Raw genomic sequence first — 23,247 nt, 5'->3', positions numbered from 1 at the left:
GTGCCGTGTTTTTTTATTTATTTACTTGATCATTGTAATGATATTCTTCCCAAGTATGATCCCAAGGAAGACCGCTATCAAACCAAGGATATTACTGGCAAGTACATTGAGTAGTGCCATCTTGTATTCTCCGGTACGCATAAGTACCATCGTGTCGAGAGCGAAAGAAGAGAAAGTCGTGAAACCACCGAAAAGGCCAGTGAATAGGAAGGCTCTTGTATTGATAGAAAAATTATAGGCTTCCGCTATACTCCAGCAGAAGCCGATTAAAAAGGAGCCGGTCACATTGACCGACAAGATACCAAAAGGAAAGGAGTAAAGCATCGATCGTTGCACCCACGTGGAAACTCCAAACCGTAGCGCAGATCCGATAGCTCCTCCTATTATTAAAAGAAAAACCTTTATCATAATTAACCTAGTGTGTTTCCCCCGGGCTAGGTTAAGGCCCGGGGAGATGGTAAATGATTTAGGTTTTCAATTTAATTGGCCGACTCAAACTGTCTCAAGAAACGAACATCGTTTTCCGAGAACATGCGTAAGTCTTTTACTTGGTATTTCAAATTGGTAATACGCTCGATACCCATTCCCAATGCGTAGCCTGAATAAACCTTGCTATCGATACCGCAGTTCTCAAGCACGTTCGGGTCTACCATACCGCAACCGAGGATCTCTACCCAACCGGTTCCTTTACAGAAGGGGCAACCCTTACCTCCACAAATGTTGCAGGAGATGTCCATCTCGGCGGATGGCTCCGTGAACGGGAAGTAAGAAGGACGCAAGCGAATTTTTGTATCCGGACTGAACATTTCCTTGGCGAAGAACAACAAGGCTTGTTTTAAGTCGGCGAATGAGACGTTCTTATCTACATATAACGCTTCTACTTGATGGAAGAAACAGTGAGCACGATAGGAGATAGCCTCATTACGATATACACGTCCCGGACAGATGATACGGATAGGCGGTTCTTGCTTTTCCATTACTCGGGTCTGTACGGAAGAAGTATGTGTGCGAAGCAATATATCCGGGTTATGCTGGATAAAGAACGTATCTTGCATATCGCGGGCAGGATGGTCCTCGGCGAAATTCAAGGAAGAGAAGACATGCCAATCGTCCTCGATTTCCGGTCCCTCAGCGATGCTGAATCCTAACCGTCCGAATATATCGCAAATTTCTTTCTTTACAAGTGATAGAGGATGACGAGTGCCTAGTTCGATCGGGTAAGCCGTACGAGTCAAATCGATATCATCGTTTGCGGTCTGTACATTCTCAAAGCTTTCTTTTAATTCGTTGATCTTGCTCTGGGTTGTTTCCTTCAGTTCGTTCAAGTATTTACCAACCTCACGTTTTTGATCAGCCGCTACATTACGGAAATCATTCATCAACGCCGATATCTCGCCTTTTTTGCTGAGATACTTTATACGTAAAGCTTCTAGTTCCTCGGCATTTGCCGCTTTCATATTCTCTACTTCTTGAAGCAGAGCCTTAATTTTATCGAGCATTTCTAATCACACTTTGTATTTGTCATGCAAAAGTACGCCTTTCTTTTGAAACCGCAAGGGATTCGTAAGGTTTTTTAGTTAAATGTAAGCGCAGACACTTAGGTGTCTTGTTTTATATATTAAAGTATTTATATATCTTCGCAGCATAATCAAACTATAAATTAATTAATGGAAATAGTCATTATTATTGGCCTTATCTTACTGAATGGAATTCTTGCGATGTCGGAAATCGCTTTGGTCTCGGCCCGGAAGGCTAGGTTGGAAACCGAAGCGAAACGTGGTAATAAATCTGCGGGTACTGCTTTGAAGCTGGCAAATGAGCCGGATAAGTTTCTCTCAACCATCCAGATCGGAATTACCTTGATCGGTATCTTGACCGGTTTGTACTCTGGCGAGGCGTTAGCTCATAATTTCGCTGTTATAATAGCGCAAATACCGGCCCTAGAACCGTATGCGTTGGGGATCGCTAAAACGACGATCGTTATTATCGTGACGTATCTTACACTTATATTCGGAGAGTTGGTACCGAAGCGGATCGGCATGGGGTGTGCCGAGAAGGTCTCTATGTTAGTTGCTAAACCCATGAATTTTCTTTCCTTGATATCTTCTCCTTTTGTTTGGTTACTATCAAAGAGTACGGCGTTGGCTGTGAAGATGACGGGCGTGGATACGAAAGAGGAAAATAGGGTAACAGAGGAAGAAATCAAGGCGATCGTGAAAGAGGGCTTTGATGGTGGCGAGGTGCAAGAGGTAGAGCAGGACATCGTAGAGCGGGTCTTTAATCTGGGAGACCGTAACGTGGGTTCTATCATGACGCATCGTAGCGAGCTGGTTTGGCTGGATGTGACGGATAGTACGGAGAAGATTCGGGAGAAAGTGGAGGAGAACTTATTTAATATATATCCCGTGGCCTCGGAGAAGTTCGATAATATAGTAGGGGTCGTTTATCTGAAAGATTTGTTCGGAAGGATCGATCAACCGGATTTCTCGATCAACCAAGTACTCCGCCCGGCACAGTTCGTTCCCGAGAACCAGAGCGTATATAACGCCTTGGAATCTTTCAAGCAGACACACGTGAAATATGGACTCGTTACGGATGAGTTCGGAGGCATTCAAGGTATCGTAACCTTGAAGGATATTATGGAAGGCTTGATCGGGCAAGTACCGGAAGTCGGAGAGGAGTCCGAGATCATACAACGTGAGGATGGTACTTGGTTGGTGGACGGCCAATATTCTTTCTATGATTTCTTGGAATATTTCGACATGGAGGATTTGTATGCCGAGCATGATTATAATACCTTGAGCGGCTTGATCCTAGAGATATTGGAACGTGTACCGAAGACGGGTGAGAAATTAAAGTGGCTGGACTTTGAGTTCGAGATCGTAGATATGGATGGCGCCCGGATCGATAAGGTTTTGGTCAAGTACTTGAAAAATGGGTAAAATGTCTTTTTAGAAGAGTACGCCGAGTGAGATACTCATCACGTTCGTTCGCTTGTCAATATTGATATCATAATTAATCTCGGGAACCGGGTTGTTGACTTTCTCGAAATCGGATTCCACTTGATTCAATCCGAACTCATAGACAAAGTCGAAGAATAGCCGTCCGATGCTAACCCCTACGCCCGTAGCGATATTGACTCCGAACGGGGTGTTGTCATTCACGTATTCTACGTGCGTGGTGGAAGACTCTACCGTATAGGCGATCTTATAGTTGTATTTTAATTTGGGGCCGACCATAAGGCTAAGTCCGTAAGGCCCTTTCTTCACTAGGTTATAGCCTACCATTATGGGAACCTCTAAGGAACTGGTTTTCATCATCAAGAGGTCGGTAGTTGCCGATGTATTGGACATCATATTATTTTCCGGCAAACTTTGAGGTATGGAAAAACGGATATTTCCCTCAGAACGATGCCATGAGAAACTAGGCTGGAGGAAGAACCGTTCGATATTGACCCGGCAAAAGACCGCGGCCAGATAACCTACCTTATATTCGATGTCTATATTCTCCGCTTCCTTCCCATTGATGGAAAGGGAGTTTATGACTGGGAAAGTGGCGTTGAATCCCACTTTGGCTCCAAAGTTGAATGCCTTGTCCTCGAAACGCATGAAGCTCTGGGCTTCTGCTAACAGACCGAAAGATAGCAACGCTCCTATAAGGTAGACTTTTTTCATACCGTTATTTTTTCTTTTTCACGGACCAGCCGAATTTACCGACAAATTCACCTAACCCGTAATACTTACCATGCGAGTAAGCCAAAAGATCCGCTTTCTGCATATCAAAAGCCCCTGTCTCTGGGTCTAGATATCGGTCATCGGCCTGTACGTTTACGACATCAGCGATAAACATATCATGACTTCCGAGAGCGATTACCTCTTTTACCCGGCATTCGATACAAAGCGGAGACTCGTCTATCGTAGGGGCGTTAACGACGGTCGCTTTTCCGGGAGTGAGCTTCATCTCCTCGAATTTATGATGGTCTTTCCCTGAGTTTACCCCGCACCAATCCGTGGCGTAGGCCAGCTCACGATTCGTCAAGTTGATGACGAATTCCATATTCTTCTTCAAGATCGGATAAGAGAATCGTTCCGGACGTACGGATATATAACACATCGCCGGATTCGTACAAATCGTACCGACCCATGCGACTGTTATTATATTGTACTCGGAAGGCTCATTCCCACAACTCACCATTACGGCAGGCAATGGATAGATCATGGTTCCCGGTTTCCAATCATGCTTCATAATAAAAACTGCGTTTTTATAATTGAAAGTTGAGAATTGAGAATTAAAGATTCCGTAAAGCTAATTCTCAATTCTCAATTCTTAATTTTCAATTATCTAATGATTATGTCCTCTTTATTAATCTTACGTTCGCAATAATGACATTTAATGGTTCCCTTCTCCTTGTCGATCACGTGGAAGCGGGAAAGCATCGGCTCATTATTGGTGATACATTTCGGATTGTTACATTTGACCAAGCCAATCAGCTCGTCGGGTAAAGTAACCGTCTTCTTCTCTACAACCTCATAATCACGGATAATGTTCAATATAATATTCGGGGCGATCATGGCGATACGGTTGATCTCGTCCTCCTCGAAAAACTTGTCGGCGATCTTGATCATACCCTTGCATCCCATCTTGTTGCTATGGAAATTATTGCCGATCGTGATCGTATTGTTCATTTTCTCCAGTCCCAGTAAAGAGGCTACCTTGAATAATTGGCTGGGAGGAATATGGTCTATGGCGGTACCGTTCTCTAAAGCGGCTACCTGCAACTCTTTTTTCTTTTCTGCTGACATAAAACTTCGTTTTTATTCGTCGATAGATATACCTAAAACTTCGCAAATGATAGCTTGGCGTGCGAACAGCCCGTTGCGTGCCTGCTGGATGTAATAAGCCTTTGGATTGTCATCTACATCGTAAGCGATCTCGTTCACACGGGGTAGCGGATGTAAGATACGCAGGTTCTCACGGCTGTTTCTCAGCATGTCGTTACGCAGGATATACACGTTCTTTACCCGCTCGTACTCTTCCAAGTCTGTGAAACGCTCACGTTGTACACGGGTCATATAAAGGATATCCGTCTGGTTGATGATATCTTCCGTGAAATCGGTATGCTCCTCGTATTTGAGCCCGTGCTTGTCGCAGAAGTTCTTTTGCTCGTCCGGCATGCGCAGCTCGTTCGGCGCGACGAAGTGGAAGGTCGGATGGAAGTGAGACATTCCCACGATCAAGGAGTGAACCGTACGGCCATACTTCAAATCGCCGACCATCGTGATGGTGAGGTTATCTAGCTTGCCTTGTGTCTTGCGGATGGAATACAGGTCCAGCATGGTTTGCGAGGGATGTTGGTTCGCCCCGTCACCAGCGTTGATGATAGGGACATCCGTCACCTCGGAAGCATAGCGGGCGGCTCCTTCCAGATGATGTCTCATAATGATCAAGTCCACGTAATTGCTTACCATCAAGATCGTATCTTTCAAGGTCTCGCCCTTGGAGGAACTAGTCGTGGAAGCGTCCGAGAAACCGATCACCCGTCCACCTAAACGGTTTACGGCTGTCTCGAAACTCAGTCTCGTACGTGTAGAGGGCTCAAAGAACAGGGTGGCGGCAACTTTGCCTTCCAGTAATTTCCGGTTCGGATTCTCCTCAAACTTCCTTGCGTTATCCAGAATACGAAGAATGTCCTCTTTGGAACATTGATCGATAGAAACTAAACTTTTACTCTTCATTTATATATTGTAATATGTTTATTGTCTGTTTCTTATCTTTCTAATTAATAACTGATGTAAAATATTTGTAAAAAATCAGCTATTGATTCAGAGATATAATGTTTCTCGTTTGGCAAAGATAAGTTTTTCTATACGATATTGTAACCTGTGATTAAAGAAATGTGTTGGGATTTTATAGCATCGAATAAGTAGGGGGCAATCACTCCCTTGCTTTATTTGTAAGCTTTTCCAATTCTTTTGCCTACAACTGCCCCTTGTTCGAACTTTGCGTTTTTTATATCCACGATCAATACGCCTTTGAGTCCTGATACGCCTTCTTTTTTAGCTTCTTCAAGGAATTGCGAAGCCAGCATGTCATATCCAGAATCCGAATCCGCATCAATAGCAATCACTAAAAAGCCGTTATCTGTAACAGCGGCTTTTTCGCAGGAAAATCCTGTGATAGTATCGATATATTTATCCGCACCGATTACTTCTGTTTTACCACCTCCGCAGGAAAAGGCGATTATGATTGTCATTAAAAATAAAATTTTCTTCATGCTACTTATGATTTAACTTGTTCTTTAATTCGTATCTTTGCCTTAAATACCATCATCTATGATAAATATGATATTTGATTTTTGGATAGCTTTTACAGTTACATGTTCGATTATAGCAGGGGTTTTGCTATTTATCTTTGTAGGTGCTGTTGTTCGCTGGCTGAGTGAAAAATGATGCTCATTGATTATTGGCAGCGTTTTCTGTTAACTTTTTAGTTCGACTCTCTATTAACGGGAGGCAACTAAAATCAGGGAATAAATTCTTTACATCTTCAGGTGCGGCGATTGCTGGTTGAATTTCTGTGCCTTTAAGAATTAGTTCCGATATGTTTAAGATAGAGTTTTTGATTCTTTCTAACTGTTCGTTATCTTCTTTGCTAAAATGCTCTTGTTGAATAAGTTTGGCTTCTTGCTCTATGACTATGTCAATTTGAGCTTTATTTAATCGTTTTAATTCCTCTAGCATTTCATTTCTTGCAGAAGCATTTCTATAAACTTCATAAGCGCTTCTACACTCTATTGTCTTTTTTGCCACAACTGCTCCTGCCCAAGCTAAACCTGTAAAAAGTAATAAAGCTGTACCTACTTTTATTACACACCAAAATGAACCGTGATCAAATTGTACGATTTCAATTTTGCCTCCTTCGTATTCACATATAACGGTAGAAAAAGCAAGTCGTAATTCGTTTGCTACTTTATTAAGTACGTCAAAATTACTTATTTTAGGAAGTTTAATATTAACAGTCTCCTTGTCTTGTTCATTTGGAACATATCCATTTATCCAACGATCCATTAATTCGACAGCTTTCTTTAGATCTGCTATCGTTGATAATGTATTTTTGCGTTTGTCAAATAAAATGGATTCACTGGATGAAGCTACTACAATAGGGTAAATAGACGAATCATTCAGTTTGATAAAGTTTATAGATAGTAATTTATCTAATGCTATTTTCAATTTATCCGCATTGTTTATTCTGAAATTATAAGTGAAATACATAATATTCTGTATATAAACCAACGTTCTCCGGTTTCTATGAATTTACTTTTCGGATTTTTTTAATTCATATCTTAAAACTGTTTTTTTCTTTCTAAATAATCCAATCTACTTATAGATAATTAGAAGGGTAAGTCGTCTATATCAGAAGAGAATGCTGGTGGATTATAAACTGTTATGCTATATATATTGTTTAATATATCTGTTATATTATTTACAAAACTATTATAATCCTCTTCAGAAAATAGAGATTTAACCTTATTGCATATATTCCACAAATTTAATACGGAATCATATGGAATGTCTTCTGATATTTCTATTACATATTTACTATTTAATACACTAAATACTGTATCTATTGATATAAAATTAGACCATTTGTATTTAATAACAATATCTTTCAATGAATCAATCCACTTATTAATATCTTCGCAGCTAGTGCCTTTTATAATAGAAACTCTGGATTGTTGATCTCCAAAATTATTGGTAACATAAAATATATCTGATATATATTTCTCTATTTTTGATTTTATCTCTTTTATTTCTTGCAGATTAAGTTCTTGAGCTAATACTTTTACGTCAAAAGTCATACTTCCATTCTTCGTTTCTGTTTTACTGTCAATTAGCAACTTTATCTGATTTTCTAATTTACTAACCTGCTCGCATAATTTTTCTATTTCAGTGCTAGAAACAATATATTCTTTATATATAGAATCATATACAAAACCAGCCCATTGCTTTTTTAAAGATTCTCTTATCTCTTGAAATGTCTCATATACCTCTTTAGAATTATTTGTTTTTAAATCATAGATAATATCTAAAAAATGGAATATATATTTATAAGATTTTTGAGGGTATTGATAGCTTTCTGAAAATTTTTTATTTTCTTTTTCTGCAATATCCTTGATATCACTTCCTTCAGCTGATATTTTTTTTAGCGAAGATTCTATATATTCTGTGCGCAATCGTTTGAAATTGTTATAATCATGATCTACAAATTTATTAATAAATATATGTTTTTTAATATTTACATTAAGAGCTTTCTTAAATTCTTGCATAGTTACAGAATCAGGAAGCGTGTTTGATTTATTGTCATAATAAAAAGACCCATAGTTATTTCCTATTATCAATATAAATAATTGAGATTTTTCAATTTCATCTTTACATGCATCTTGAGTATGTTTTTTATAATCATAAAAAATATCACCATATTCACTCATAACCGGAATAAATCCAAAATCCTCAATGAATGTTCTTAATTGATATCTTACTTCCTGCAAGTCATAACATGTAGAACTAACAAAAACTCTAGGCGCAGCCATAATCTTTACTTATTTAATATTTCAATGTTGTTATCTCCGAAAACAAAGCGAAGCACCTGTTCTTTCTTCTCAGACCCCATTTCTATAGACAATGTTGCCCTTATTTCCTTTTGTTCTTTGTAATCTTTTTTATTACTCGGACTATCTGATTTGTAGTAATCGAAAAAATTACAATTCAGTACCTCGCTGATATTACATAGCAAATCTGTATCAAGGCTATGCTTTTGAAATACAGTTTTTTCTATATTTTGCCTTGCAATACCCAGTAATTCAGCGAATTTTGCCTTTGATAAGCCGTTCTCATCCACCTTTTTGCGGACTTCTTCTCCAATGTTTAATCTATTGATATTCATACTCTAAAATTATTAAAGGTTTTTTATTAGCAAAAATTTGCGTGTAATACTTTAAGTGTTAATAAATCGTAATTATGTAATCTATAAGTATTACTTGTAATATATTCGATTACATTTGCATCATCAATCAATCACGCAACAAAGATGCAAAGATGATTGATACAAGTAAATAATACGAACATATTAAAAACATACGATTATGGCACGAACTTATGAAACAGCACTCGCAGAACTCGAAAACGCAAAGGTTGAGTTAGAGGCATTGGGCACGATCAGTAATGAAGAAGCCTGCTACATATATAATGTAGACAGCAAGTCAGAGATCGTGAAAATCCTCTCTGAAGAAATAGAATCTCTCGAAAGAGAAGTAGAATATCTCACCCCTGAGATTTACGAACCTGAATATAATTACTAACACATAAACACGCACGATTATGAAAACTTCAAATTTTAGACACAAGGTATTTTGTATGGCTTATGAGTTAATGAGAGCGACTGGTAAAGCATTCGCCGTATGTCTTTCTCGCGCATGGGCTTTATACCGGTTGACAAAACAAATGCACAAAGGGATTGTCGCCTTTGCGTATGAAAAGGCGGACGGTTCACTTCGCAAAGCCAAAGGTACACTTAAAGACATTCAAAACCTAATCAAAGGCACTGGATCAGAAAATTACAAGACGATTCGCTACTTTGATATTGAGGCGAACGGGTTCAGATCATTCAAAGTGGAAAACTTCATAACGGCTTACTAAAGCCCGGTCGGGTGGGCGTAGGGCATATCTCACCCGGTCACTTCTGATGGTTCTTTCTCTTACTTACACCTTAGTACCCGCAGAAATGGGGTTGAAACGAAAGGATTATAAACTAACTTATTAATGAAGGTAATAAGGTTGGCGATATTGGATATTATGTCGTGTCCGTGAAGTCCGGTTGACTTGTCCCGGATCGGTGTTAAACGGTCTATCGAATGTCGCTTTAATATATAGCCCGGCATAATGTGTGATGCTGCCGATCGGATCGGTTGCCGGGGACAAATAAGCAAGAAGAAAAGATAATTAAAATATCATAGCACATGAATTACAACATTGGACTAAAACAACAAGAAAAAGGCAACCAATTGACAATATCCATACACGTGGAAGATTTGCCGATCAGTTGCCTGAAAAATTTGGAGTGCATAAAAGAAGATGCTGAGAAAGCGGTTACTTCTTACTTGAACCTTTTACGCGGAGATAAAGTCAATCATGAAAAGTCTCCAGATAGTCAATAAAGCATTTCAAAAGGAACAAGAAATTTTTAAAGACATCGTTTTCTGGCGGCAACGTTTTAATTATATACCCTTTGCATTTATTTGGCAGATCTACCAACTCTCTATTTAAAGGCAGATTTGGATCAAATGAATAAACCAAGTGTGTAAACTTTATAGCTTGCTCATACAACGGTTGCCCATCAAAGAGCATGTTGTTTACTGATGGTTCAAAGGAGTTATACTCGTCTAGTAAATCTTCGACTTTAGAACGTATGCCTTTAGCCAAGCTCAGATACCTTTCTGATTTCATACTTCTTAATTTTTTATGTTTTGCGCCGTAAAGTTAAGAAAACCCTCTGAAAAGGCGTGATGCCGTGGATCGAATCCATCAGAGGGCACAATTAAATATTAACGCTTATGAAAAAGACTATTTACGGGATAGCCCTGTTCGCTGGCTTTATCCTAATGGCATCAGAGTCCGCTACGTTCGTTCCTAATATTGTAGGTGTCGTAGTATTCACTTATTCTGCATACAAACTTGATTTAATAACAGCATTGAAATAATAAGACATGGAAACAAAAAATCTTGAAGAAATGACGAGGGAAGAACTGGTTGAATTGGTATATTCTCTTAATAAGGAAATTGAAGGTCTGCAAAAAGACCTTGATGTGTATAAAGGTTGGAAAAATAGAGAGGAGGATGCTCGCATATTGGCAGAGAAGAAATTAGCAGCCGCAAAAGCTTTCTTTGAAGTTGTTTAATTCGTTTGTGTTTAGGTTGTCAAAAGCAGTCGGGTGAAAGCCCCGGCACATGGGCGGTTAGCATATCGGTTAGTGCTTAGTGGTGCGCACCCAATTAATATAATTGAGGTCGGTTCGATTCCGACACTGCCCACAATCAATTAATGTAATTAGATTATGGAGAAAAAAGTAGAAATTATGCCTCGTATGCGCGATTTAAAGAAAGGGAAGAAAGTAGAGTTCCCTATCGATAAAGTCTGTACGGTACGCAACAATGTTTCCTTGCTTAATGCGCAAGGGTACAAAAATGGATATAAGTGGAGATCGGAAACTAATGTACCGAAAGGGACTGTTACAGTATTTAGAGATTCCTGATTCAAACTTTAAATACACACGATTATGAAAGTATTCACCGAGCTAACGCCCGAATGTGACATTACAGCACAAATGTACGCAGCAGGGTATGAAAAAAAGGAGATTGCCGTATTGAAGCATCGTGCAGTAAGTACGATAAATAACCAGCTTCAAACGGCATTTTTAATTTTGGGTGTTCGGAATGGGAGAGAGCTAGCACTAAAATTGGCTGAAAGGATATCTGGGATCCGGTTGACACTGGACTTTTCGCCTACCATGAAATCGGCGGTTGCTAGTGTCCTTTTGATAATCCTTTGTTTAGATAGTCATTTTGACATGAGACGGCAAAGAGTCCGAATCCGTTTTAACGCGAATGTAGAACTTATCGCCCGTGTCCGTGTAAGAGCGAGAGGGCGAGATATACCATTTCTTTATGGAAATTGATGTTTGGCAATTACAGAATATAATAAAAGCAGCTGCGAAGGAAGCGGTTAGCGAATATGCGATCTCCAAGGATCCGGTCATTGATGAGATTACGGAAACGCAAGCCATACGACTTGGATTTGGTAGAAGGTGGTTGGCTCATCAGTGCGCTACAGGAGCATTGACTTGGAAAAGGGCTGGTGTACATAGGAATAGTCCTAAAGTTTATTCGCTGAAGAAACTTAAAGAATTGAAGGATGGTATAGATCCTTTATTGAAGTCTCTAATATAATTACTAACTAAAAATATAACAATCATGAGTTTAATCAGAAAATCAACGGAATTGAATATTCCAACAAACGTAAAGATGATGATTTACGGTCAAGCAGGTATGGGTAAGAGCACAGTAGCTTTGAGTGCACCAAAGCCTCTGTTGTTGGATTTTGACAATGGTGTTAAGCGTATGAATATGGCTCATTTGGAGAATATTGACACTGTGCAGGTCACTTCTTGGAATGATGTTCAGCTGGTTTTGCAAGAAGATTTGTCTGTTTATCAGACTATTGTGGTTGATACCATTGGTAAGATGATGGATTTTATCATCACTTATAAATGTGGAACCAGGCAGCCATCTATTCGAGATTGGGGCGGTATCAATGCTGAATTTTCTTGGATGACAAGAACGCTATCAAGTCTGAGGAAACATATCATTTTTGTTGCCCATCGTGACACAAGAAAAGAGGGTGATGATACGGTGTTTATTCCTGCCTTACGTGAGAAGTCCTACAACTCCATCGTCACCGAACTTGATTTGTTAGGTTACTTGGAAATGAAGAGTGAGAGAGGAGTGCAGAGACGTACTATTACTTTCGATCCGACATCAAGGAATGACGGAAAGAATACTTGTAACTTGCCTTCAGTGATGGAAGTACCTACCATCCTTGACAAAAACGGCAATCCGACGACCAAGAATGATTTTATCTCTACTCGGATTATTGCTCCATATCTTACTATGTTGCAATCAAAAAAGGCTGAACAAGAAGCATATAACAAAGTGCTATCTGATATAACAGGCTGTTTAGAATTAGTTGCCGACGCAGCTTCAGCGAATGACTTTATCGCCCATATTGATGATTTCAACCATGTGGGAAGTTCAAAGATGAAAGCCTCAATGATGTTGGCAGCTAAGGCGAAAGAATTAGGACTGATTTTTAACAAAAAGACTAAAACTTATTCAGATGCAGCCTAAGTATAAGATATATGCTACATTATTGGATTCTTACTTCAATTACCTTAATAGCGATGTCATATATGAGCGTTATTATGGGTGGAGTGAGAATCCGCCTTGTACAGAAGAAGAGTTTCAGCAGAAGCAGTTCCAAGAACTGATAGACCGTATTAACCGTAAACCGTTTGACAGCGAAGCTGCCGACAAGGGTACGGCTTTTAATGAGGTCATTGACTGTATGATTGAGAACCGGAAATCTGAAACGGTGCAGGTAGAAAAGATATATTCTGATATAGGGAATGGCGAGCAAAAGGTTATAGCCTTGAAAGCCGTTTATAACAATCGTTCATTTGTCTTTCCTATATCCCTTTGTCGTGAGTTCGCAAATTACTACAAAGGGGCGTTGACGCAGCAACGTGTAGAGGCAATCCTTCCGACTGCATACGGCAATGTATTGGTTTACGGTCTGATTGACGAACTGATGCCTACCAGTGTTCACGACATCAAAACAACCGGTAGTTATACCGTGGGAAAGTTCAAAGATCACCACCAGCATTTAGTATATCCATACGCTTTAATGAAGAACGGTTCTGATGTACGGACATTTGAGTATAACATTGTAGAGTTCAACAAAGGCGGCTATGTGGTAGATACCTATACAGAAACATACGTTTTCAATCCTGAACGTGATATTCCTATTCTTACTAATCATTGTGAGGAGTTTATCCGGTTCTTGGAAGAAAACAGAGCACTTATAACCGATACTAAAATCTTTGGAAATGGATGATGGTGTTTATCTTGATGAAATAGGAAAAGAAGTAGTATTCATCAATGATTTTGAATATTCACGAGAAGAGTTTGATACCATTGTTGATATATGTGGAGATTGTAATATATGATCTATGACCTCAAAAATGAATACCAAATACCCAAGTTTAAAGAGTATGTAAACAAATTGTTCAAAGAGCGTGCGGTAGTTGAAGTAAAAAAGAAATTACCTAATCGCACGCTCGCTCAGAACTCTTATTTACATCTTCTTTTAGGGTACTTTGGCAGTGAATACGGTTGCAGCCTCGATGAAGCAAAAATTGACTTCTATAAGAGGACTTGCAACCGTGATTTGTTTGAACGCAAGACGGTGAACAAAAAAGGTAAAGAAGTAACTTATTTGCGTAGCTCTGCTGAACTGACAACGGGTGAAATGACTCTTTCTATTGACCGTTTCCGTAATTGGAGCGCATCAATAGCTGGTATCTATTTGCCGGCCGCCAATGAACATCAAATGTTGATATATGCACAACAAGAAATTCAACGCAATCAAGAATTTATATGATACGAAAAGAGAAAATCGAACAAATGAAAGTTTTGATCTCCCAAAAACAACAGGAGATTCGGGATCTGCGACAGCTGGTAGGAGAAGAAATGATCGCTGATTTTTACGAGACACATAATCTCAAAGAAGGCCAGCATTTTTATTTTAATGATAAAGAGTGTGTAGGCGTAGAAATGTCTGCTGATTGGGGATGTTTGAAAACATTCCCTATAACCGCTAAGGGAGAAGTCTCTAAGAAGGGGATGATTATTCATAGTGAGGAATCTATTAAACCGGTATAGCATGATAGAGACAAAGAATAACGAAATAAGGTATTTTACATCTGATCCCCAAAAGATGCTCAATAAATACCTTGCTCAACGAGTCCTAAAAACATGGACAGAGGACTTTATTGATGAAGATACTAGCGAGGTTGTATCAATTGAGCGTAATGAATTACTGTTTCAGAGAGGAACATTGATAGATCAGGATGTTCTTGCTCAAATCCGATTCTGTTATGAGTCTGGTGATATAACAAAGGATATTGAGGTAAGTAATCAAAAACGTTTGGCTGTTGAGCTGGTAAATGACTACTTACAGCCTTATATCGCTCAGGCCACTATTGATAGCAAAAAGTGTAAATTCCTGTTTTATGCAACCAGTGTAGATTCTGCACTTCTTCTCTTAAAGGATTATATTGAACTGAACTTTACGGCAGGCTTCATTATTAACATGGTTAAAGAGTTTGATTCCTGTGTAATCCTTACTGACACATTAAAAGAAAAGAAGATCGATACTTTGCCTTTGGATTTTCCCGATAATGATCCTGATGACAAGCCGGACGTTGATGAAGAGGAAGAACCGAAGAATTGTGATCGGAAGTTTTACCAGATAGAAACAAAAATTCTATTTGACGAGGATGAACGTTCAGCGACATTTGTTGTCCACACTTACAATGTTGATCGGGCAATGATGTTGATTACTTCTTATCTCAAAAAGAAGCAGGATGAACATGAGCAAGAAGCTAAAGAAAAGGGAAATCCGTTTGAAAAGAAAGAGATTCATACTATGATTGAGGTTGCAAAGCCTATATCGGTAGGACGGTTTATTCCTCGTGAATTTTCAATGGCTTATTCTGGTAAATAGGTTTATCTTGATGTGCCTTGATCGGTTATCCGGAAACAATTACTGCCATGAGACGGAAAGTTTGTGTAGCAATCGCAAATAGCCGGGTGAAAGCCCCGGCACATGGGCGGTCAGTAGTCTGGGATGAAACATTACGGAGTGCGCATGACGTAAAGAGATCGGTTCGATACCGGTACCGTCCACAAACCCTTTAGAGAGAAACCTCCTATAAAAGTATTGAAAGTAGAGTGAAGATAGCGCAGATGTTTTTCCGCACGGCATCGGTTAGCCATTGACTCTATCTGAAAGGTAATGCGAAATTGGTACAGGAGGTATGATATGGAAGTGAGCAGCACTTTTAACTGCATGATTGACTTTGTATGTACCCCGGGGAATACGCCTCGGGGTTTTCTTTGAAACTAAATTATATCACCATGAATATAGAATCTTTGAATAACTGGTCAGCGACTATTAATAATAGTCGCTGCCATTTGGGGTATTATGGATCTAACGTGGATTGGGTTATGCTTGATAAATCACAAAGAGAGGGGGGATGATAATGGATTTTGGTAATGATATGCCGGATTATGAGTCGGATGATTTTGATAATTATAATTATGACTGATTATGTATTACATAAAACGAAAGACTAAAAAGAAAGATAAGCCTTTGTCCCTGTTTGATAAAGCAGGGGTGACAGTTAAGAAGAAGCCGGATCTGAAAGCGAAACTCGACAAGGAGTTTTCCCTTTTCATCCGGCTTCGTGATTGTATGCCGAACGGATATTTTAAATGTATCTCATGTGGACAGATTAAACCGTTTGAGCAGGCAGATAACGGGCATTACATAAATCGACAGCATATGAGTACCCGTTTCGATGAAATGAACTGTAACGCTCAATGTCGGCACTGTAACCGCTTCATGGAGGGTAATATTCAGAATTACCGCAAAGGATTGATTGCCAAGTATGGTGAACAGAGAGTTGTCCTACTCGAAGCAAAGCAGGGTATTAGCCGGAAGTTTACCGATTTTGAGTACGAGCAATTAATCAAGTATTACAAGGCGCTTAATAAGAAGCTTAAAAAGGAGAGAGGATTATGAGTTATGTATTGCGAGATTATCAACAGAAAGCCTCTGATGCAGCTGTTTCCTTCTTTAACAACAAGGCGAAGAAGACGAATGCTATCATGGTTCTTCCTACAGGATCAGGGAAGTCACTTATTATAGCCGACATTGCTGCAAGGCTTGACGGGCACACCTTAGTGTTTCAGCCCAGCAAGGAAATACTCGAGCAAAATTTCAAGAAGCTATGTTCTTACGGCATCTTAGATTGTTCGATATATTCAGCTTCTTTTGGAAGAAAAGAAATATCAAGGATCACATTCGCCACGATCGGTAGTGTAATAAATCATCCGGATTTGTTTTCTCATTTCCAGTCTATCATTATAGATGAGTGTCACTTGGTAAATCCTAAAGAAGGGATGTATAAGACATTCTTAGAACTTCTCAAATGCAAGGTTCTTGGTTTAACGGCAACGCCATATCGATTAAGTAGTTCGCAAGAGTTTGGTTCTATGCTGAAATTCATTACCCGAACACGTCCGGCTATATTCAAGGATGTAATCTATCATGTGCAGGTTTCTACCTTACTTGATATGGGATATCTGACAAAACTAAATTACTATTCAATGAATCCGGTAGGATGGAACGAACTTAACTTGAAAGTAAATACTACCGGTGCCGACTATACCGATAAATCAGTACAAAGAGAGTATGAGCGAATAGACTTCTACAGTTATGTTGTCCATATTGTCCAACGACTACTTAATCCGAAACAAGGTGGAAAACGGAAAGGCATTCTTGTTTTTACCCGGTTCTTGAAAGAGGCAGAGAAGTTGACTTGGTCAATTCCTTGCTGTGCTATCGTTTCGGGCGAAACTCCAAAGAAAGAACGAGAACAAATACTTGAGGCTTTCAAGTCTGGCCGGATACCAGTTGTCGCTAATGTTGGGGTACTCACGACCGGTTTCGATTATCCAGAACTTGATACGGTCGTTATGGCGCGTCCTACGATGTCATTGGCGATGTGGTACCAAATAGTCGGCCGGGCAATTCGTCCGCATTCGTCTAAAGAATCAGGTTGGATTGTTGACCTATGTGGAAATATCAAACGATTTGGGGAAGTGAAAGACCTAAAGTTGGTTGATGGAGGTAATGGTAAATGGGCGGTATATTCAAAAAGCAGACAATTAACTAACGTATATTTTTGATATGGACATACTAAGCATAATTAATCGCCTTCAAGAAAAGAGACGATTGGAAAAGACAACACCGGATCATGTGCCGGAAGTGGAGTTAATGAACACAATCCATGCAGAGGCGAGAAAAGAACTTAATGAGCTTTTTGTTTCTGGTAAGATTGGAATTACTAAGACGCTTAATTCAAAGGCTATTTATATAAAATAGATAAACATGAAAAACTACTTTCCACATGATAGTGATGCAAGAAGCGATGATAAAATTATCGCTTTACGTATAAAGCATAAATGGGAAGGATACGGGTTATACTGGGCGTTGATAGAAAAATTAAGAGAAAGCAAAAATTATACTCTAAAAGCCGATTATAATGTTTTGGCTTTTGATTTACGTGCTGATGCCGCAATTCTAAAAAGTGTAATAAATGACTTCGGGTTATTTGCCTTCACCAATAATGGTGAGTGTTTCTACTCCGAATCTCTAAATACACGTATGCAGCCATTGGACGAAAAAAGAGCAAAACTTTCTGATGCCGGTAAACGAGGAAATGAAAAGAGGTGGAAAAATGGTTCGAATAGGTCTGCGTCTCAATCGCCACCTGATAATAATTCTTTCGCCACCCAATCGCCACCCGATAGCCACCCAATCGCCCAACTATCGCAAGAAGAGATTAGAGAAGAAGTAGATAATAGTAAACCTAAAGAAACCTCTACTAGCGTAGAGGCAAAGAAAGCCGAACAAGCAAAGAAACTTGCCGCAGCTAAAGCCGCTACGCTCAAACGGAGGGATGAATTTTATAATTCTCTGGTTCCTTATGTGGAACGATACGGGAAGGAAATGATCCGGGCTTTCTTTGATTACTGGTCTGAACTCAATAAGTCAGAAACTAAGATGAGATTTGAAACGAATAAAACATGGGAGGTCGCTAAAAGACTTGCCACATGGTTTAATAAGGAAAAATTCAATGGAAAATCAAGTAGCACGATACCAAAGGCCGGATTTGGATCTTTTACCAAGTCTACCGGAAACAAAGCCGCAAGCCGTGAAACTGTGGGCCAATTCGCCAGAGCCGTACTGGAACAGTATAAATCCAAAGACGGCGATTGATGTCTTTAAATCGATCTCGCCTTCTATCGTGGAATTATCGATGACTTATGATGACATCTTCGTAAACTCGCTAATGTACACATGGTTTGAGCAATTCGTGAATTTCTACTCAACTAATGGAACGATGGACCCCGTTCAAATTAAAGATACTATAGATCTTGTTCGTGAAGAATACCCACATTATAAACCGGAGGACTTCAAGCTCTTTTTCAAAATGGCCAAGAAAGGTTATTTCGGACAAGTCTTTGGCCGTATAGACGGCGAGGTCATAATGAATTGGATGGCAAAGTATGACATCCATAGGGACACTCAGGCGCAAAACGAGGCTATTAAGGCAGCTGATGCTTTTCGTCCTCGTGTCCAAGCGAAGGAAAGCATCGGACTAACTTGGGATGAATATCAAAAATGGAAGAAAAATCAAAAAAGCAATGGAAAAAGTAAACGAATTAAGGGATGTCCCTTTGGGCCATTTGGTCAAGATCGGTAGATTATATTATGCTGCGATAGAGTTTCTACCGCAAGGAAATACTAAAGGAAACGTTTGTGTAGGATGCTCCTTTCGTGATGATGGAGGAGGTATAGAAGAGTGCAGGTACTCCAGCGCTTGCATGGCGCACAAGAGGCCAGATGGAGAAAGCGTGATCTTCATAAAGATTGACAGGTCATGACACATACTGAAGCATTATTCAAGACGATCATTCTCTTGCATCACCTTGCGGAATTGCATAAGAAGGATAACGTGGATCTTTACTATATTGACCTGTTTTGTGGGGCCGGTGGAACGTCCACCGGCGTGGAACAGGCGAATATAGGAAGTGGTTCTATTGCGAAGGTTATAGCCTGCGTCAACCACGATAAGAACGCTATCGCCAGCCACATGGCTAACCATCCTTACGCCCTCCATTTCACGGAGGATATGCGTACGCTTGATTTGGCACCGATCGTTAATCTGATCAAGAAGATCAAGTTCCGGAATCCCAATGCGAGGTTTGTGCTATGGGCCTCATTGGAATGTACTAACTTCTCCAAAGCAAAGGGAGGACAGGCGAGAGATCCGGATAGCCGGACATTAGCCGATCATCTTTTCCGGTACATCGAAGAGATCAATCCGGACTTGATACAGATTGAGAATGTGGAAGAATTTATGTGCTGGGGAGACTTGGATGAAAATGGGAAACCGATATCGAAAGACAAAGGCCGGTTGTATTTACGTTGGATAGAACGGGTACAATATGGATATTTGCCATGTCGTGGGTATCAGCAAGAAAGACACGATGAGTTATTTGATACTTTCCGAAGGGGAAACCTATTAGATAAAGTCTATGATTTCGACCACCGGATATTGAACGCTGCCGACTTTGGTGCTTACACTTCTCGAAAACGTTTCTTTGGACAGTTCGCTAAAAAGGATATGCCGATTGTCTGGCCGGAGCCTACGCATTGCAAAGATGGTGAACAAACCTTATTCGGCCATCTACAAAAGTGGAAACCTGTTAAAGACGTTCTAGACCTAGAAGACGAGGGGACGAGTATATTCACACGGAAAAAGCCTCTTTCCCCGAAAACGTTCGAGCGGGTCTATGCCGGACTTGTGCGTTTTGTTGGAGGAGGTAAAGATGCATTTCTCTCAAGATATAACACTGTTAGACCTAAAGATACATGCAAGTCATTAGATGAGCCTTGTGGTGTACTCACTACAAACAACAGATTCGCTAAGGTTGGCTGCCGATTTCTATCAAAGTACTATAGTGGACACCCGGACAGTAAGAATATCCCTATCACGGGGCCGGCGCATACGATCAAGTGCAAGGATAATCATTCGCTGGTAAGCACGAGGTTCCTTTGTTCGTACAATTTCAAGGATGCTGGCAAGGATATTCATGCCCCATGCCCGACATTACTAACGAAAGACCGGTTATCGCTTGTAACTCCGTTCATCATGAACTACTATTCCGGCGGTGGTCAGCATTCCGATATCAACCATCCCGCTCCGGCTATATTGGCGAACCCTAAACAGCGGCTAGTCTCATGCCAGTTCATGGATCAGCAATTCGGGCAAAGCAAACCGACCGGAACCGACCGCCCATTAGGGGCGATAACAGCCAATCCCAAATATAATCTGGTGAGCTGTCGTCCGTGGGTGATGAATACCAATTTCAACAATGTCGGTAGCGGAGTCAATGAGCCAGCTCCGGTAATAACAGCTAATCGGAAATGGCACTACCTGATGAATCCACAATTTGCATCTTCGGGAAGTTCGATCGATAACCCTTGTTTTACATTGATTGCCCGAATGGACAAGCGACCACCTCACTTGGTTAGTCCCAAGACTGTATCCAATCTTGATGCTGTGCCTGACTTTGTAAAGATGGATGATGCCGGTAATATTTATATTGAGATTTACGAAACAGATATCCCGATCATAGTCAAGATAAAGGAGTTCATGGCCATGTATCAGATAGTGGATATCATGATGCGAATGCTCAAGATTCCCGAGTTGAAACGGATCATGGGATTCCCGGAGAACTACAAGTTGATCGGTACGCAAGCGGAGCAAAAGAAATATATCGGAAACGCCGTCGAAGTCGGCATGGCTAAAGCTTTATGTGAGGCTTTGGCAAGAAAGTTAATCGAATTAAAATCATTAGTGGCATGAGAACACCAATCACATATTATGGAGGCAAGCAAAACTTGTCCGAACGCATTGTATCAATGATGCCTAGGCATAAGATATATTGCGAGCCATTCTTTGGAGGAGGAGCGGTATTTTTTGCGAAGCCTAAAGCAGGCATAGAAGTGATCAATGACAAGAACGACTTGTTGATAAACTTTTTCAAGGTTTGCCAATCTTCCAAATTTAAGGAGTTACGTGAGAGAATCCGGTTATCGCTACACTCCGAGTCTGACTACATTAGGGCTAGGAACATTTATCGAGGACGATCTGAGGTCTCGGATGTAGACAAGGCTTGGGCCGTATGGATCATGGCAAATGAGTGCCACGCCGGCAGCTTGTATGGAGGATGGAAATTCTGTAACGGTACCGCCGGGACACACTTCGGGAAGGTTTTCAGGAATAAGCGTGAGGAGTTCAACGAGAAATTGTACGATCGCCTATCAGAGGTGCAGATTTCCTGTAGGGACGCGTTGAAAGTTATCAAGAACAGGGATAGCGTTGATACGTTATTTTATCTTGATCCTCCTTATCCCGGGGCGGTTCAAGGTCATTATTATGGTTATGGGGAGAATGACCTTGCGGATCTGCTAGATCTTTTGTCTAGGATCAATGGTAAATTCATTCTCAGCAATTACTGGACTGACACCTTACGCTCCTTTGTCAATGAAAACAAATGGAACCATAAGGAAGTAAAAGTCACCACTCATACGGCCGTTCACTCTCGGATAAGGGAGAGTACGGAGGTTTTGGTTTACAATTACGAGATTGAGAAAACATTGTTTTGATATGAGAATAATAAAATTTAGGGGAAAACGAGTCGGTGACTCTGTATGGGTATTTGGTGATCTTAAACAAGATAAAGGTCTTTCTAGTACAGAACTATATGATAGGATTACAATTTCAGGATACCCGGTCGATGATAGAACAGTAGGCCAGTTTACCGGACTTTTTGACAAGGATGGCAAGGAAATCTTTGAAGGGGATACGTTGAACAATGGACTACGTAACTATAGTGTATGCTGGAATAACGAACGAGGTGCTTGGTGGTTGAAAAACAAAGACCTCGTGTATATTACACCTCTTGGATTCTTAGCAGGGGAATTATTTGTGATAGGCAATATCTACGACAACCCGGAATTACTGAAAGGAGGCAAGGAATGACATACCAACAACTAATCGACAAATGGGAAGGTCAGCTCTCTCTCTGGAGAGATACGGCCAAGGACAATCTGTTTCGCACGAAAGAAGATAGAGAAAAGGCTCTCTATTACGCATCCTCTATCGCCGCTTTCTTGATTGATTTGAAGGATATGGATAAAAAGGAGGTAAACAATGAGAAATAAAGAATTGATTGCTCTTCTCCAAGAGCAAGACCCGGAAGCGGAGGTAATGATACGCACGTCCGACGATCAATATTACTACGATTTAGTGGAAGTGTTCACGGATAAGGATGGGGATGTCATAATACAGGAGGGGTAAGATGATGAGAATAAGCGATGAATGGTGCTGTATGAATTGTGCGCTCAGGAACGAGTGCCTACACAGTAAGAATTCGTACAACCTATTGGACTATTGTGATAGTTATATCGATGAAGATGACACAAACGATTCCTATACAAGGGAAGATTTGGAGGACTGGTAACCATGAACAAAGATATTGCACTATGCGGTAGTTATCCAAGCTAGGTAACCATCCCCTCCGAGAAAAAGTTTTAAATGTAAGGAATATTTTAACAACGAATTATAATATGAATCAAATTTGCACGAGTGAACTACCGCTAAGCTAAAGACTTAGCGGCTTCGGAGATACCAATACCTCCTCTCTTTTCCTGCTT

At 40.2% G+C, this 23,247-nt stretch carries 35 protein-coding genes and 1 tRNA gene; 25 read left to right on the top strand and 11 right to left on the bottom strand.

Annotation, left to right across the window (positions count from 1 at the left end; genetic code table 11):
* Positions 1-21: 21 nt before the first annotated feature.
* Together crcB and pheS are read right to left on the bottom strand one after the other, a co-directional pair.
* Positions 22-408: a fluoride efflux transporter CrcB gene (gene crcB / locus QVP94_RS03215; RefSeq protein WP_130882140.1), complete on the bottom strand. Its 387-nt coding sequence runs from the start codon at positions 406-408 to the stop codon at positions 22-24.
* A gap of 71 nt (positions 409-479) precedes the next feature.
* Complete coding sequence (pheS, locus tag QVP94_RS03210; RefSeq protein ID WP_022191953.1) at positions 480-1,499, bottom strand: phenylalanine--tRNA ligase subunit alpha; 1,020 nt, start codon at positions 1,497-1,499, stop codon at positions 480-482.
* A gap of 168 nt (positions 1,500-1,667) precedes the next feature.
* Here pheS and QVP94_RS03205 point away from each other — a divergent pair, with 168 nt between their 5' ends.
* Complete coding sequence (locus QVP94_RS03205; protein ID WP_005857328.1) at positions 1,668-2,942, top strand: hemolysin family protein; 1,275 nt, start codon at positions 1,668-1,670, stop codon at positions 2,940-2,942.
* 9 nt (positions 2,943-2,951) lie between these two features.
* On the opposite strand, the gene QVP94_RS03200 is transcribed toward QVP94_RS03205, so the two are convergent.
* From QVP94_RS03200 to QVP94_RS03165, 8 genes are all read right to left on the bottom strand, one after another.
* A complete protein-coding gene (locus QVP94_RS03200) occupies positions 2,952-3,674 on the bottom strand; it encodes a porin family protein (RefSeq protein ID WP_005857327.1) in 723 nt (240 codons plus the stop codon).
* 4 nt (positions 3,675-3,678) lie between these two features.
* Entirely contained in the window at positions 3,679-4,245 is a 567-nt protein-coding gene (locus tag QVP94_RS03195; RefSeq protein WP_005862715.1) for a flavin reductase family protein, read from the bottom strand.
* A 92-nt stretch (positions 4,246-4,337) separates the two neighbouring features.
* Positions 4,338-4,802 (bottom strand): aspartate carbamoyltransferase regulatory subunit, encoded by a 465-nt coding sequence (gene pyrI / locus QVP94_RS03190; RefSeq protein WP_005862713.1) that lies wholly within the window; start codon positions 4,800-4,802, stop codon positions 4,338-4,340.
* A gap of 12 nt (positions 4,803-4,814) precedes the next feature.
* Positions 4,815-5,735, bottom strand: coding sequence for an aspartate carbamoyltransferase (gene pyrB, locus QVP94_RS03185; RefSeq protein ID WP_005857322.1), 921 nt, complete (start codon positions 5,733-5,735; stop codon positions 4,815-4,817).
* Positions 5,736-5,947: 212 nt separating this feature from the next.
* Complete coding sequence (locus QVP94_RS03180) at positions 5,948-6,274, bottom strand: hypothetical protein (protein ID WP_011966182.1); 327 nt, start codon at positions 6,272-6,274, stop codon at positions 5,948-5,950.
* A gap of 178 nt (positions 6,275-6,452) precedes the next feature.
* Positions 6,453-7,229 (bottom strand): hypothetical protein, encoded by a 777-nt coding sequence (locus QVP94_RS03175; protein ID WP_232044503.1) that lies wholly within the window; start codon positions 7,227-7,229, stop codon positions 6,453-6,455.
* 161 nt (positions 7,230-7,390) lie between these two features.
* Entirely contained in the window at positions 7,391-8,590 is a 1,200-nt protein-coding gene (locus QVP94_RS03170; RefSeq protein ID WP_022191951.1) for a DUF4062 domain-containing protein, read from the bottom strand.
* Between the two features lie 5 nt (positions 8,591-8,595).
* Positions 8,596-8,943 carry a helix-turn-helix domain-containing protein gene (locus QVP94_RS03165; RefSeq protein WP_022191950.1) on the bottom strand — a complete coding sequence of 116 codons (348 nt, stop codon included), beginning with the start codon at positions 8,941-8,943 and terminating at the stop codon, positions 8,596-8,598.
* A 199-nt stretch (positions 8,944-9,142) separates the two neighbouring features.
* On the opposite strand from QVP94_RS03165, the gene QVP94_RS03160 reads away from it, so the two are divergent.
* From QVP94_RS03160 to QVP94_RS03150, 3 genes are all read left to right on the top strand, one after another.
* Complete coding sequence (locus QVP94_RS03160; RefSeq protein ID WP_022191949.1) at positions 9,143-9,358, top strand: hypothetical protein; 216 nt, start codon at positions 9,143-9,145, stop codon at positions 9,356-9,358.
* A gap of 19 nt (positions 9,359-9,377) precedes the next feature.
* On the top strand, positions 9,378-9,695 hold the full coding sequence (locus tag QVP94_RS03155; protein ID WP_022191948.1) for an SH3 beta-barrel fold-containing protein: 318 nt from the start codon (positions 9,378-9,380) through the stop codon (positions 9,693-9,695).
* A 320-nt stretch (positions 9,696-10,015) separates the two neighbouring features.
* Positions 10,016-10,213 (top strand): hypothetical protein, encoded by a 198-nt coding sequence (locus QVP94_RS03150; protein WP_022191947.1) that lies wholly within the window; start codon positions 10,016-10,018, stop codon positions 10,211-10,213.
* Here QVP94_RS03150 and QVP94_RS03145 read toward each other — a convergent pair.
* Positions 10,182-10,502: a hypothetical protein gene (locus QVP94_RS03145; protein WP_011966187.1), complete on the bottom strand. Its 321-nt coding sequence runs from the start codon at positions 10,500-10,502 to the stop codon at positions 10,182-10,184. The two genes, QVP94_RS03150 and QVP94_RS03145, sit on opposite strands and share 32 nt — an antisense overlap.
* A 107-nt stretch (positions 10,503-10,609) precedes the next feature.
* On the opposite strand from QVP94_RS03145, the gene QVP94_RS03140 reads away from it, so the two are divergent.
* The 21 genes from QVP94_RS03140 (at position 10,610) to QVP94_RS03040 (ending at position 22,891) form a co-directional block, all read left to right on the top strand.
* Positions 10,610-10,756: a hypothetical protein gene (locus QVP94_RS03140; RefSeq protein ID WP_022191946.1), complete on the top strand. Its 147-nt coding sequence runs from the start codon at positions 10,610-10,612 to the stop codon at positions 10,754-10,756.
* A 6-nt stretch (positions 10,757-10,762) separates the two neighbouring features.
* Complete coding sequence (locus QVP94_RS03135) at positions 10,763-10,954, top strand: hypothetical protein (RefSeq protein WP_022191945.1); 192 nt, start codon at positions 10,763-10,765, stop codon at positions 10,952-10,954.
* A gap of 51 nt (positions 10,955-11,005) precedes the next feature.
* A tRNA-Ala gene (locus QVP94_RS03130) sits at positions 11,006-11,087 on the top strand.
* Between the two features lie 23 nt (positions 11,088-11,110).
* Complete coding sequence (locus tag QVP94_RS03125) at positions 11,111-11,308, top strand: hypothetical protein (RefSeq protein ID WP_022191944.1); 198 nt, start codon at positions 11,111-11,113, stop codon at positions 11,306-11,308.
* A gap of 24 nt (positions 11,309-11,332) precedes the next feature.
* Entirely contained in the window at positions 11,333-11,731 is a 399-nt protein-coding gene (locus tag QVP94_RS03120) for a helix-turn-helix domain-containing protein (protein WP_011966188.1), read from the top strand.
* Positions 11,721-12,002 carry a hypothetical protein gene (locus QVP94_RS03115; protein WP_011966189.1) on the top strand — a complete coding sequence of 94 codons (282 nt, stop codon included), beginning with the start codon at positions 11,721-11,723 and terminating at the stop codon, positions 12,000-12,002. The genes QVP94_RS03120 and QVP94_RS03115 overlap by 11 nt, the downstream gene beginning before the upstream one ends.
* 24 nt (positions 12,003-12,026) lie before the next feature.
* On the top strand, positions 12,027-12,959 hold the full coding sequence (locus tag QVP94_RS03110) for an ATP-binding protein (RefSeq protein WP_011966190.1): 933 nt from the start codon (positions 12,027-12,029) through the stop codon (positions 12,957-12,959).
* Complete coding sequence (locus QVP94_RS03105; protein ID WP_011966191.1) at positions 12,949-13,725, top strand: hypothetical protein; 777 nt, start codon at positions 12,949-12,951, stop codon at positions 13,723-13,725. The genes QVP94_RS03110 and QVP94_RS03105 overlap by 11 nt, the downstream gene beginning before the upstream one ends.
* A gap of 108 nt (positions 13,726-13,833) precedes the next feature.
* Positions 13,834-14,271, top strand: a complete 438-nt coding sequence (locus QVP94_RS03100; RefSeq protein WP_011966192.1) for a hypothetical protein — start codon at positions 13,834-13,836, stop codon at positions 14,269-14,271.
* Positions 14,268-14,552, top strand: a complete 285-nt coding sequence (locus QVP94_RS03095) for a hypothetical protein (RefSeq protein ID WP_011966193.1) — start codon at positions 14,268-14,270, stop codon at positions 14,550-14,552. Before QVP94_RS03100 ends, QVP94_RS03095 begins: the two co-directional genes overlap by 4 nt.
* Position 14,553: 1 nt before the next feature.
* Positions 14,554-15,396 carry a hypothetical protein gene (locus tag QVP94_RS03090; protein WP_011966194.1) on the top strand — a complete coding sequence of 281 codons (843 nt, stop codon included), beginning with the start codon at positions 14,554-14,556 and terminating at the stop codon, positions 15,394-15,396.
* Between the two features lie 603 nt (positions 15,397-15,999).
* Positions 16,000-16,476, top strand: a complete 477-nt coding sequence (locus tag QVP94_RS03085) for a recombination protein NinG (protein WP_041525548.1) — start codon at positions 16,000-16,002, stop codon at positions 16,474-16,476.
* The gene (locus QVP94_RS03080) at positions 16,473-17,645 is read left to right on the top strand and encodes a DEAD/DEAH box helicase (RefSeq protein ID WP_022191943.1); all 1,173 of its coding nucleotides are present in this window, start codon (positions 16,473-16,475) and stop codon (positions 17,643-17,645) included. Before QVP94_RS03085 ends, QVP94_RS03080 begins: the two co-directional genes overlap by 4 nt.
* 46 nt (positions 17,646-17,691) lie before the next feature.
* A complete protein-coding gene (locus QVP94_RS03075; RefSeq protein WP_232044504.1) occupies positions 17,692-17,841 on the top strand; it encodes a hypothetical protein in 150 nt (49 codons plus the stop codon).
* A 6-nt stretch (positions 17,842-17,847) separates the two neighbouring features.
* Positions 17,848-18,738, top strand: coding sequence for a Lin1244/Lin1753 domain-containing protein (locus QVP94_RS03070; protein WP_022191941.1), 891 nt, complete (start codon positions 17,848-17,850; stop codon positions 18,736-18,738).
* 124 nt (positions 18,739-18,862) lie between these two features.
* On the top strand, positions 18,863-19,225 hold the full coding sequence (locus tag QVP94_RS03065) for a hypothetical protein (protein ID WP_130882141.1): 363 nt from the start codon (positions 18,863-18,865) through the stop codon (positions 19,223-19,225).
* A gap of 177 nt (positions 19,226-19,402) precedes the next feature.
* Positions 19,403-21,394 carry a DNA cytosine methyltransferase gene (locus tag QVP94_RS03060; protein WP_022191938.1) on the top strand — a complete coding sequence of 664 codons (1,992 nt, stop codon included), beginning with the start codon at positions 19,403-19,405 and terminating at the stop codon, positions 21,392-21,394.
* Positions 21,391-22,197, top strand: a complete 807-nt coding sequence (locus tag QVP94_RS03055) for a DNA adenine methylase (RefSeq protein ID WP_022191937.1) — start codon at positions 21,391-21,393, stop codon at positions 22,195-22,197. Before QVP94_RS03060 ends, QVP94_RS03055 begins: the two co-directional genes overlap by 4 nt.
* A gap of 1 nt (position 22,198) precedes the next feature.
* Entirely contained in the window at positions 22,199-22,573 is a 375-nt protein-coding gene (locus tag QVP94_RS03050; protein ID WP_022191936.1) for a YopX family protein, read from the top strand.
* Complete coding sequence (locus QVP94_RS03045; RefSeq protein ID WP_022191935.1) at positions 22,570-22,755, top strand: hypothetical protein; 186 nt, start codon at positions 22,570-22,572, stop codon at positions 22,753-22,755. Before QVP94_RS03050 ends, QVP94_RS03045 begins: the two co-directional genes overlap by 4 nt.
* Positions 22,745-22,891, top strand: coding sequence for a hypothetical protein (locus tag QVP94_RS03040; RefSeq protein ID WP_022191934.1), 147 nt, complete (start codon positions 22,745-22,747; stop codon positions 22,889-22,891). Before QVP94_RS03045 ends, QVP94_RS03040 begins: the two co-directional genes overlap by 11 nt.
* Positions 22,892-23,247: the final 356 nt, after the last annotated feature.

Source organism: Parabacteroides sp. CAG:2 (assembly GCF_000436315.1).
GTDB classification, from domain to species: Bacteria; Bacteroidota; Bacteroidia; order Bacteroidales; family Tannerellaceae; genus Parabacteroides; species Parabacteroides distasonis.
Note: the sequence above shows the minus strand (reverse complement) of the source record. Positions and strands in the feature narration are given on the sequence as shown.